The following is an 11875-nucleotide window of genomic DNA, read 5'->3' as shown; positions in this document are numbered from 1 at the left end:
CCCGCTACTGGCCGGCCGCCTGCTGCTCGGCCTCGGCCCGCTTGGCCGCGCGCTCCTTGGCGACCGAACGGTCCTCTTCTTCGGCCCGCCGCTTCTCGGCCTCGGCCTCGGCGCGTTGCACCGTCCGTTCCTTGTCCGCCGAACGGGCCTTCTCCTCGGCCTCGCGCTTGGCCGCCGCGCTCTGCTTCTCGGCCTCGGCTCGCCGGGCCGCCTCCCGCTTCTCCTCGGCCGCGTACTTCTCGCGCTCGGCCCGCCTCCTGGCCTCGCACTCCTTGGCCTCGGCCCCTTCCGCCGCGGCGCACCGCTCGCGGGAGCGTTCCCGGTCCGGCCCGGCGGTCGTACCGGGCGGCTTGGGCTGGTCCGCCGGCAGCCCGACCGAGCCGGAGCCCTGCAGGGTGCCGATCAGCAGAGCGGACAGCGCCAGGGCGGCGACGCCGCCAACCGCGGCCCCGACGGTCCGCCGTCGCCGCAGTCGTCGGGCCTTGGCTCGAGCAAGATCATCGGTGACCGAGCCCTCCGGTGGTTCACCGGTGAAACACTCGGCGAAGACGACGCCGGGTCCGCGATGTCGATCAGGACATCGTCGGAGGTGGTCCGCCGCCGCGATCTCCGCCGCCACTCGTCGATCGCCGTCCGGCTGATGATCCGGCGGACGTAGCCGTCGGCGCCGTCCCGGCGGACCCGGCCCCAGGCCAGGTACAGCTTGATCAGTGCCTGTTGGACGATGTCCTCGGCCAGACCCCAGTCGCCGCACAGCAGGTAGGCGGTGCGTCGGCATCGGGTCCGGTTCGCGACGGCATAGTCCGTGAACTCCGCGTCCGCGTCGCTCATCGCCCTCCACTCGTCCAGCTGCTCCGAATCAACCCTTCGTCGAGTAATACCGAGGTTCCTCGCGTTCGGTTGTCGGCTGGGTGGAACTTTATGGTTCCGGCGCCGAACTCCGCCCGGATCCCGCTGAGTACGCTGACTCCGATGAGCTCGGTCCGCGCATGACGTCGGGACGGGATCGCCTGGGTGGCGTTCCGCCGCGGCTGGTGGCGACCCTGGCGTTCGGCACCACCCTGAACCCGCTCAACTCGTCGATGATCGCCGTGGCGCTGGTCAGCCTGCAGGGCGAGTTCCAGGTCAGCATCGCCGACGTGACGTGGCTCGTGTCCGGCTTCTACGTCGCGGCGGCGGTGGGTCAGCCGCTGATGGGTCGGTTGATCGACCAGTTCGGGCCCCGGCGGCTGTTCCTGTTCGGCCTCGCCCTGGTGCTCGCCACCTCGGCGGTGATGCCGTTCGCGCCCGGGCTGTGGTGGCTGGTCGCGCTGCGGGTGGTGCAGGCCTTCGGCACCTCGACCGCCTATCCGGCGGCCATGACCCTGATCCGGTCCGCCGCTCCGGCCGGCGGCACTCCCGCCGGAGCCCTCGGCGCGATCAGCATGGCCAACTCCAGTTGCGCCGCGCTCGGCCCGGTGCTCGGCGGATTCCTGGTCGCCCTGGCCGGCTGGCCGGCGGTGTTCGTGGTGAACGTACCGCTGACGGTGATCGGGCTGATCCTGGCCTGGCGGGTGCTGCCGCGGACCCGGCCGGAGCCGGCCCAGCGCCACCAGCCGATCGATCTGCTCGGCATCCTGCTGTTCACCGCGACCCTGATCTCGCTGTTGATCTTCATCCTGTCCTTCGCCGCCGGCCCGCGCTGGTGGCTGCTGCCGGTGATCATCGCCGCCGGGGCCGGGCTGGTGCTGTGGGAACGCCGGGTCGCCGCCCCGTTCCTGGACATCCGCGGGCTGATCGCCAACCGGCCGCTGACCTCGGTGCTGGCCCAGCAGGGCGCGATCAACCTCACCTTCTATTCGATGTTCTTCTCGCTGCCGCTCTGGCTGGAATCGGTCCGCGGCTTCGGCAGCGACGCCGCCGGGCTGATGATCCTGCCGGTGGCCGGGCTCGGGATCGCGACCGTACCGCTGGCGGCGCGGATGATCCGGCGAGTCGGCTCCCGGCCGGCCCTGCTGCTCGGGTCCTGTGTGCTGCTCGGCGCGACGCTGCTGATTCAGTTGCTCGGCGACGCCTCGCCGATCGCGTTGATCATCCTGCTGACCTTGGCGTTCGGGATCCCCAACGGCTTCAACAACCTGGGCCTGCAGACCTCGCTGTACGACGCCGCTCCGCCGGACCGGACCGCGTCGGCGGCCGGGCTGTTCCAGACCTTCCGCTACCTCGGCGCGATCCTGGCCACGGCCATGATCGGGTTGATCTTCGAGCGGGACCTGAGCAGCTCCGGGTTGCACCATCTCGGCTGGCTGATGACCGGCGGAGCCGTCGTCGTCCTGCTGCTCGCGCTGCTGATCCGTCGCCCGGTTCGGGAGTCGGAACGCTGACGGGGTGGCGGCGCTGTCAGCGCCCTCTGGTGCACTACGGTCGAACCTGTAGGACGACGAAGGCCGAATCGATGCACGAGCACAGATGTACCAGCTGATCCGCACCCCGCGGCCGCCGGCCGCCAGGCCGGACCTGGACCCGACCCAGCAAAGCGTCGTCGACCATTCCGGCGGCCCGTTGCTGGTGCTCGCCGGCCCGGGCACCGGGAAGACGACGACCCTGGTCGAGTCGGTGGTGGACCGGATCGAGCGCCGCGGGATGCGGCCGGAGTCGATCTTGGTGCTGACCTTCTCCCGCAAGGCGGCCGCCGAGCTGCGGACCCGGATCGCCGGCCGGCTGGGCCGATCCGTCACGACGCCGCTGGCGATGACCTTCCACTCCTTCTGTTACGCGCTGATCCGGCGGTTCACCGTCGTCGACGAGACCGGTCAGGCGATGCGGCTGCTGACCGCGCCGGAGCAGGAGTTCCGGGTCCGGGAGATCCTGGCCGGCAGCCCGGAGACCGGCCGGGCCGACTGGCCGGAGAGCCTGGCTGCCGCGTTCCCGACCCGCGGTTTTGCGGCCGAGGTCCGGGCGGTGGTGGCCAAGGCCCGGCAGTTGGGCATGGACCCGGAGGACGTGATCGATGCCGGCGAGGCGGCGGGCCGGCCGGAGTGGGTCAGCGTCGGGCAGTTCTTCGACGAGTATCTCGACGTGCTCGACTCCGAACGGGTGATGGACTACGCCGAGCTGGTGCACCGGTGCCGGATCCTGCTCACCGACCCGGTGATCAGGGACACCCTGCGGGCGGAGATCGGGACGATCTTCGTCGACGAGTATCAGGACACCGACCCCTCCCAGGTCCGGCTGTTGCAGGCGATCGGCGGCGACGGCCGGGAGGTGATCGCGGTCGGTGACCCGGACCAGTCGATCTATGCGTTCCGCGGTGCCGAGGCGCGCGGGATCCTCGACTTCGGCGACGCGTTCCCGACGGCCTCGGGCGAACGGGCGCCGGTGATCGCGCTGGGCCGGACCCGCCGGTTCGGCAAGGCGCTGCTGGCCGCCAGCCGCAAACTGGCCGATCGGATGGGGCTGCCGCGGCCGCTGCCGCCCGAGGTGTACGCCGCGTACCGGCATCCGGAGCCGTCGCCGGAGCTGCCGCCGGGCCGGCTGGAGGTGTTCACCTGCGTCAGCACCGGCGCCGAGGCCGAACACGTCGCCGACATGCTGCGCAGTGCCCACCTCCGGGACGGCCTCGGCTGGTCCGAGATGGCGGTCCTGGTCCGGTCCGGTCGGCGCAGCATCCCGGCACTGAGCCGGGCCTTGAGCGCGGCCGGGATCCCGATCGAGGTGGCCGGCGACGAGATCCCGCTGGCCGCCGAGCTCGCGGTCCGGCCGCTGCTGCTGGCGCTGCAGGTCGCGGCCACCGGCCGCCGGGTGGACAACGAACAGGCGCAGACCCTGCTCACCTCGCCGATCGGCGGCCTGGACAGCCTCGGCCTGCGCCGGCTGGGCCGGGCGCTGCGCGCCGCGGAACGGGCCGAACTGGCCGGGGCCGGGCTGCCCCGGCTGTCGGGGGAGTTGATCGCCCGGGCGGTGACCGAGCCGGAGCTGCTGACCGATCTGCCGGCCGCCCCGGAGCGGGACCGCGCGGCCGGGCTGGCCGCGCTGCTGCAGGACTGCGAGAAGTCGATCATCGACGGCGCCACCGCGGAGGAGGCGCTGTGGCTGCTCTGGACCGGCTCGGACTGGCCGGACCGGCTGCGCCGCGAGGCCGCCGGTGGCGGCGAACCGGCGCGCCGGGCCGATCGTGATCTTGATGCGATCTGCGCCCTGTTCGATGTCGCCGGCCGGTCCGAGGACGTGGTCGGCCTGCGCGGCGTGACCGGCTTCCTGGCCGAGGTGGAGGGGCAACAGATTCCGGCCGACACCCTGCGCGAGGCCGATCTCCGGGGCGAGGCCGTACGCGTGCTGACGGCCCACCGGGCCAAGGGTCTGGAGTGGCCGCTGGTCGTCGTCGCCGGGGTCCAGGAAGGGGTCTGGCCCGATGTCCGGCGGCGCGGCTCGTTGCTGGAGCCGGACCGGCTGTCCCGGCACGGGCTGGCCGACGACGTGCCGACCGCGGTCCGGATCGCCGAGGAGCGGCGGCTGTTCTATGTCGCGTGCACCCGGGCCCGGGAGCGGTTGGTGATCACCGCGGTCGCCGGGACCGAGGGCGAGGGTGATCAACCGTCCCGGTTCCTGACCGAGCTCGGCGTCCAGGTGCGCGAACTGGCCGGCCGGCCGCGCCGGCCGTTGACCCTGCCGGCCCTGGTCGGTGAGCTGCGGGCGGCCAGCGTCAATCCCGACCTGCCTCCGGTGCTGCGGGAGGAGGCGGCGCTGCGGCTGGCCCGGCTGGCCGACGCCCGGGATCCCGACGGCCGGTCGCTGGTGCCGGCGGCCGACCCGCATCGCTGGTGGGGCATGCTCCCGGTCAGCGATCGTTCGTTCCCTGAGCCTGTCGAAGGGCAGGGCCCGAGTCATCCCCCTGGCCCTTCGACAGGCTCAGGGAACGAACCACCACCGGTGGTCCCGCCCGACGCCCCGATCCAGCTGTCCGGCAGCCAGCTCGCCTCGGCCCTGGCCTGCCCACGGCAGTGGTTCCTGTCCCGTCGGGCCCAGGCCGAGCAGGCCCGTGGGACGGCGGCCGGCTTCGGCTCGGTGATCCACGTGCTGGCCGAACACGGGGCCCGCGACGGGGTCGATCCGGACAGCCTGGCCGATCACCTGGAGACGGTCTGGGATCAGCTCGACTTCGACGCGAAGTGGCTGTCGGCGACCGAGCGGGTCGAGGCCGAATCGGCGCTGGAACGGTTCGCCGCCTGGCAGCAGGCCCGGACCGGTCAGCGGCTGCTCGGCACCGAGGTCGAGTTCAGCACCGAAATCGATCTTGGCCCGGACCGGGTCCGGCTGACCGGGGTGGCCGACCGGGTGGAGCGGGATCCGGACGGCCGGATCCGGATCATCGACTTCAAGACCGGCCGGTCCCAGCCGGCCGCGGTCGACGTCGCCCTGCAAGATCAACTCGGGGCCTACCAGCTGGCCGTCGCCCAGGGGGCCTTCGCGGCGGTCGCCGGCCCGGACGCCCGGCCGGCCGGCGCGGAGCTGGTCTATCTGCGGCTGCCGGACGGGAGCGAGCTGCCCAAGGTGTTCCAGCAGGCGTCGCTGGACGACGTCCCGTTTCCGGTCGCCGATCCGGAGCCGGAGGGAGACCCGGAGCTGGCCGGGCAGCCGAGCTGGGTGCACCGCCGGCTGCTCCGCGCGGCTCGGACGATCCGGTCCGAGACGTTCCATGCGACGGTCAATGCGTCCTGCCGGTACTGCCCGTTCGCCGGCAGTTGCCCGGCCCAGGCCGGCGGTCAGCGGGTCGTGTCATGAACTCATCCCACGACGCGGGGACCCCGACATGACGGTGCATACGCTGCGGCCGGCGGCGCCGGCCCGCCGATTCGAGCACACCGACGACCTGACCGAGGCGCTCGGGATCCGGTTCTCCGACCAGCAGCTGGCCGCGATCACCGCGCCGCTGGAGCCGGGCGTGATCATCGCCGGCGCCGGATCGGGTAAGACGACGGTGATGGCGGCCCGGGTGGTCTGGCTGGTCGGCATCGGCGCGGTCCGGCCGGAGGAGGTGCTCGGGCTGACGTTCACCCGCAAGGCCGCCGCCGAGCTGTCCGACCGGGTCCGCACCGCGCTGGTCCGGGCCGGAGTGGTGAGTGATCGCGGGATCGACGAGTCCGGCGAACAGTTGATCATGACCTACGACGCGTTCGCGGCCCGGCTGGTCACCGAGCACGGGCTGCGGATCGGGGTCGACGCCGACCCGACCATGATCAGCGGCGCGACCCGGTTCCGGTTGGCGTCGCGGGTGGTCCGGGCCGCGGCCGGGCCGTTCGAGTTCATCTCCCGGCTCCGGCCGGGCACGGTCACCGACCGGGTGCTCCGGCTCGACGCCGATCTGCAGCAGCATTTGATCGACTCGACCCGGCTGGACAAGCACGCCCGGGAGGTGCTGACCGGCCTGGCCTCGGCGCCGCTGAACAACCGGGGCAACGTCTACGCCGACGTGAAGCGGGCCATGATCGCCACCGAGGAACGGCTCGAGCTGGCCAGCCTGGTCCGTGACTACCAGGAGCTGAAGCGCAACCTCGGGATGGTGGAGTTCGCCGATCAGATGGCGATCGCTGCCCGGCTCGCGGCCGAGGTGCCGCAGGTGTCGGCGTCGCTGCGGGCCGCGTTCAAGGTGGTGCTGCTGGACGAATACCAGGACACCTCGGCGGCGCAGGCGATCATGCTCCGCGGACTGTTCTCCGGTCGTACGCCGAGCGACGGCCTCGGCCATCCGGTGACGGCCGTCGGCGACCCGTTCCAGGCGATCTACGGCTGGCGCGGGGCCGCGGCCAGCAACATCCTGCAGTTCGCCGGTGAGTTCCGCACCAGCAAGGGCCAGCAGAGCCCGCGCTTCGCGCTGACCGTGAACCGGCGCAGCGGACACACCATCCTCGACGTGGCCAACGTGCTCAGCCGGCCGCTGCGGGCCGAGACCCTGCCCGGGGCCGAGGAATCAGCGCAGGGAATGGGACTGCTGCAGGCGCCGGAGAGCGCCGGGCCGGGCGCGGTGCGGGCCGCGACCTTCGAGTCCTGGACCGACGAGGTGCGCTGGATCGCCGATCAGGTGATCATGGTCCACTCCGAGCAGCAGGTCCGGACCTGGGCCGAGATCGCGATCCTGACCCGCCGCAACGCCGACATCGGACCGATCTACAGCGAGCTGACCGGCCGGGACGTCCCGGTGGAGATCGTCGGCCTCGGCGGGCTGCTCAGCCTGCCGGAGATCGCGGACGTGATCGCCACGCTGCGGATGATCGACGACGTGACGGCCAACCCACAACTGATCCGGCTGCTCACCGGCCCGCGCTGGAACCTCGGCCCCCGTGATCTTGCCCTGCTCGGCCGGCGGGCCCGGGTGCTGGCCCAGCAGCATGATCACGGCGCCGACGAGGATCGCGACGACCTGCTGGCCTCGCTCGAGCTGGCCGTCGCCGACGTCGACCCGACCGATGTGGTCAGCGTGCTCGACGCCCTGGACAGCCCGTTCGACGAGCCGGGGTCGTGGACCGGAGCCGAGCCGCGGTTCGGGTCGGACGGCAACCCCGGCTACTCGGCGGCGGCGCTGACCCGGTTCCGGCAGCTGTCGGGCGAGCTGGCGTACCTGCGGCGGCATGCCGAGGAGCCGGTGCTGGACCTGGTCCGCCGGGTGATCGCGGTGCTCGGGCTGGACGTCGAGCTGACCGCGACGCCGGAGTTCGCCAAGGCGGCCCGGCGTGATCAACTCGGCGCGTTCCTGGACGCCGTCGCCGACTACGTGGACGTCGACGGCGGGGCGTCGCTGAGCGGGCTGCTGGCGTACCTGCAGGCCGAGCTCGATCAGGGCAACGGGCTGGATCAGGCGGTGCCGACCGACCGGGAGGCGGTCAAGCTGCTCACGGTGCACAAGGCCAAGGGGCTGGAGTGGGAGGTCGTCTTCCTGCCGGCCCTGGTCAAGGGCACCTTCCCGAGCGACCGGGTGACCGACAACTGGGTCACCAACCCGGCGGTGTTGCCGGCCGACCTGCGCGGTGACGCCGACTCGATCCCGCAACTGCACGACACGACCAACGCGGCGATGGGGTCCTACAAACGGGAGCTGACCGAGCAGCAACTGTTGTCGGAGGACCGGCTGGCCTATGTGGCGGCGACCCGGGCCAAGCAGTTGCTGGTCGGTTCCGGGCACTGGTGGCGGGCGGAGTTGATCAAGCCCCGGGCCAGCTCGACCTATCTGCAGACGATCATGGCCGAGGCGGCCCGGCAGGGTGAGCTGGTGGCCGAGGCGCCGCCGCCGGGGGAGGCGAATCCGCTGGTGGTGGCGGCCGAGCCCCGGCCCTGGCCGACGCCGTACGACCCGGACGCGCTGCGCCGGCGGCACTCGGCCGCGACGGCGGTGACCGAGGCGCGGCAGCGGTTCGCGGCGGCCGGGCACTACGGCGGGCCGGGGGATCCGTTGTTGCTCGATCAGGAGGAGGTCGTCGCGGCGTGGGACGACGACATCGAACGACTGCTGGCCGAGCAACTGGCCGCCCGGTCGCCGGATCGGTCGGTGCGGCTGCCGGAGGCGCTGTCGGCGTCGGCCGTGCTCCGGCTGAACGAGGATCCGGGTGGCTTCGCCGCCGACCTGGCCCGGCCGATGCCGCGGCCGCCGTCCCGCGCGGCCCGGTTCGGCACCCGCTTCCATCAGTGGGTGGAGCAACACTTCGCCGGCACCCTGGGCCGGGGCGGCACCGGCCAGCAGCCGTTGATCGACCCGGACGACCTGCCCGACCGCGCCGACAGCGGAGCCGCGGACGACGACGAATTGCGCGAGCTGTGTGCCAAGTTCGCCGAGGGCCAGTTCGGCGCCGTCGTCCCGTACGCGCTCGAGGCGCCGTTCACGCTGCTGCTCGGCGGCCGGCTGGTCCGCGGCCGGATCGACGCGGTCTACCGGCTCGCCGATGATCAGGACGGCCCGCGCTTTCGGGTGCTGGACTGGAAGACCAACCGGGCCGGCGACGCCGATCCGCTGCAGCTGGCGATCTACCGGGTGGCCTGGGCCGAGCTGTCCGGCGTCGCCGTCGACCGGGTCGACGCCGCGTTCTACTACGTCCGCAACGATCAGCTCAAGATCATCTCGGACCTACCCGAGCGGGCCGAGCTGGAACGCCTGCTGCTGGCTCCCTAGTGGCGTGGTGTCCACGCCGCTAGCCGTCGTCACCGGTTGCTCTCGCGCGTTCCGTTGAGACTCGGAGACTTTCTTGGCGGCAAAGGGGACGAGTTTCGGCGGCGCTCGCGTTGGCCTGCCGGCCGTCAGCTGCCGGCTCGGGCCTGGCGACGCGACCACTGTCTGTCGGCGCGACCTCAGTAGCGGTCGCGCCGACGTCCATCATTCCCGCGGCGCACCAGCCGCCGATGGTGCCGCGGGGCGATCTCGGGCGGCGCGACTGGTATCGGCGGGCGCGACCGTTGCAGCGGTCGCGCGAGCGGGTAAGGGTCGCGTGCGTCGAGCTACGGGTGCCCCGGCTAGCCGGCGATGAGCTTGCCGACCGCCTCGGCCAGCCGGTCGTAGTCGTCGGCGGTGTTGTACGGGGCGGCGGCGAGCCGGATCATCGGGGTGCCGTGGAAGCCGACGGCCGCCTCGATCGCATGCTCCTCGGCCAGCCGCCCGGAGATGATCTTGACCTCGCCGAGGGTGGCGGCGGAACCGCCGGGCAGCCGGACCATCCGCATCGTCGGGGCCGGGCTGTCGGTGATCCCGTCCAGTTCGGTGCCGAAGGTCTCGGCCAGGTGCCGTTGGGCGGCGCCGACCAGGTCGGACTGCCGGTCGACCTGGGCCCAGCCGCCGAGCTCGGCCCAGAAGTCGAGACCGTCGCCGAGGGCCAGCCAGCCGGCGTAGTCCCAGGTGCCGGGGTGATCGAAACCGACCGAGTAGCCGTCGTTGAGCATCCAGTTCAGGGTCGCCGGATAGGTGCGATCGCGCAGGTCGGGCCGGGTCCACAACAGCGCGGTGCCACGCGGGGTGTAGGCCCACTTGTGCAGGTTGCCGATCCAGTAGGCGACGCCGAGCCCGGCGATGTCGGTCGGCAGGGTGCCCGGCACGTGGGCGGCGTCGGCCAGCACCGGCGCGTCGACGGCCGCCGCCACCGCGGCGACCGGGAGCACCGTTGCGGTCGGGGCGGTGATCTGGTCGACCACCACCAGCCGGGTCCGCGGTCCGCACCGGTCGGTGAAGGCGGCGACGATCTCCTGGTCGGTCGCACCAAGATCAAATTCGGCGATCTTGACCGTGGCGCCGCGGCGACCGGCCCAGCTCTCGGCGGCGATCCGGACCGCGCCGTAGCCGTGGTTGCAGAGCACGATCTCGTCCCCGGCCGCCAGGTCGAGCGAGCCGAGCACCGACGAGACGCCCTCGGAGACGTTGCGGACCAGGCCGACCGAGTCGGGCTCGACGCCGAGGAACTCGGCGCCGCGCTGCCGAGCCTGGCCGACCAGGCCAAGCAGTTCACGCCCGTTGAAGCGGTGCGGATTGCGTTCGGCCCGGTCCCGCCAGCGCTCGGCTGCCTGGCGGACCCGGATCGGCGCGCAGCCATAGGAGCCGTGGTTCAGATGGACGACGTCGGGGTCGAGACCGAACGTCTCGAGCAACTCACGGTTCACGACCGTGATCGTACGGGGATCGACGGCCGGGGTCGGCGCCGGAGGGGGACCGAGATGTCGGCCGGTACCGCGGCCGGTGAATGCTACGCGAAGCTTGTCTCGGCGACCCGGCGGACCCTTGATCGGGCGTCCGTCATGTGATTGTTTTTCGCCTATGAGACGCCGCTTGTTGGTTCTTGTCGCCGCCCTCGCGGCCATGATCGTTTCGCTGACTCCGGCCGTGGTGACGGCGGCCGAACAGCCCGCGTACGCCGGCATCCGGATCGTGCGGGCCTATCCCGGTGAGCCGGCCGCCCCGGAGATCACCCTGCCCGAGGGATACTCCTTCGTGACGGGGGACAAGTTCAACGTGGCCAGCCGGGCCGAGTACTACACGTTCATCCAGGGTCCGCGCAGCGTTGCCGGGATCCCGGTGACCGTCCGCTGGCCGGGGGAGCGGATCCGCGACGTCATCTGGCGCGACAACCACCTGACGTTCGACCGGCCGGCGGCGGACACGGTGACCTTCACCGTGCCGGTGACGGCGGCGACGACGAATGCCGATCAGCCGACGATCCAGGTGTGGAGCGCGCTGCCGACCCCGCCCGGGCTGCAGTGGCGGATCGAGCACAACGATCCGGACCGGGTGGCCGGTCCCTGGACCACGGTGCCGTGGCCGGCCGGCCAGGTGACCTCGGTGATCAGCTATCTGGTGGCCAGCAACGCGATCTTGATCGACTCCGGACTCGCCGCGACCGCCGCGTCGAAGGGGCACACCTGGTATCTGATGGGCTTCGAGACCAACAACACGCTGCATCCGGACAACCCGCCGCACTGGCATCTGACCTACTACGCCGGCCCGAACACCAGCGCGAAGGCCTATCTGCCGCACTTCTGGTTCGACGCGGAGGGCAAGAACTTCTACAACGGGATGGACGTCAGTGGTCAGGGGCGGCAGAAGTACTACGTTGGCGATCCCGCTCCGATGTACGACTTCGCCGACAACCTGGTCGCGACCACGGTGATCCGGGAGGACGGCGGGCTGGACATCATCACGCCCGACGAGCACACGTACTCGATGATGCCCGGCCCGAGCGGTGATCTGCGGCAGGACGTCAGTGTGGTGCGAGACGGTGAGCCCTGGCTGGTGATCAAGACCAGTGACGATGTGCGGCACGGGATCATGATCTTCGACGTCGTCGATCTCCAGGACTCGCGCAACAGCAGCACTACCGTGCACCGCTACGACCGGTTGACCGGAGTCCTCAAGCCCTGAGCTACTTCAGTT

General features: G+C 71.8%; 6 protein-coding genes and 1 pseudogene. 4 read left to right on the top strand and 3 right to left on the bottom strand.

The features are described 5' to 3' along the window. Positions 1 to 4 precede the first annotated feature (4 nt). Both FNH24_RS32125 and FNH24_RS32120 read right to left on the bottom strand, forming a co-directional pair. Positions 5 to 619 (bottom strand): hypothetical protein, encoded by a 615-nt coding sequence (locus FNH24_RS32125; protein ID WP_246186729.1) that lies wholly within the window; start codon positions 617 to 619, stop codon positions 5 to 7. A 38-nt stretch (positions 620 to 657) separates the two neighbouring features. Further along, positions 658 to 831 (bottom strand): annotated as a pseudogene (locus FNH24_RS32120) (sigma factor); the annotation flags it as partial. A gap of 158 nt (positions 832 to 989) precedes the next feature. Between FNH24_RS32120 and FNH24_RS02985 the strand changes: the two are divergent. From FNH24_RS02985 to FNH24_RS02975, 3 genes are all read left to right on the top strand, one after another. Continuing rightward, positions 990 to 2363, top strand: a complete 1374-nt coding sequence (locus FNH24_RS02985; RefSeq protein WP_152360660.1) for an MFS transporter — start codon at positions 990 to 992, stop codon at positions 2361 to 2363. Between the two features lie 85 nt (positions 2364 to 2448). Then, complete coding sequence (locus FNH24_RS02980) at positions 2449 to 5760, top strand: ATP-dependent helicase (protein ID WP_152360659.1); 3312 nt, start codon at positions 2449 to 2451, stop codon at positions 5758 to 5760. Positions 5761 to 5788: 28 nt separating this feature from the next. Further along, on the top strand, positions 5789 to 9136 hold the full coding sequence (locus FNH24_RS02975) for an ATP-dependent helicase (protein ID WP_152360658.1): 3348 nt from the start codon (positions 5789 to 5791) through the stop codon (positions 9134 to 9136). A 338-nt stretch (positions 9137 to 9474) separates the two neighbouring features. Here the strand turns inward: FNH24_RS02975 and FNH24_RS02970 are convergent, their stop codons facing one another. Then, positions 9475 to 10608 carry an aminotransferase class V-fold PLP-dependent enzyme gene (locus tag FNH24_RS02970; RefSeq protein WP_161605960.1) on the bottom strand — a complete coding sequence of 378 codons (1134 nt, stop codon included), beginning with the start codon at positions 10606 to 10608 and terminating at the stop codon, positions 9475 to 9477. Positions 10609 to 10804: 196 nt separating this feature from the next. On the opposite strand from FNH24_RS02970, the gene FNH24_RS02965 reads away from it, so the two are divergent. Further along, positions 10805 to 11863 (top strand): hypothetical protein, encoded by a 1059-nt coding sequence (locus tag FNH24_RS02965; RefSeq protein ID WP_217428017.1) that lies wholly within the window; start codon positions 10805 to 10807, stop codon positions 11861 to 11863. The last annotated feature ends 12 nt before the right edge of the window (positions 11864 to 11875 follow it).

Origin of the sequence: Microlunatus speluncae, assembly GCF_009299835.1 — a bacterium.
GTDB lineage: Bacteria > Actinomycetota > Actinomycetes > Propionibacteriales > Propionibacteriaceae > Microlunatus > Microlunatus speluncae.
The sequence above is the reverse complement of the archived record's forward strand: the minus strand, read 5'-3'. Positions and strand labels throughout refer to the sequence as shown.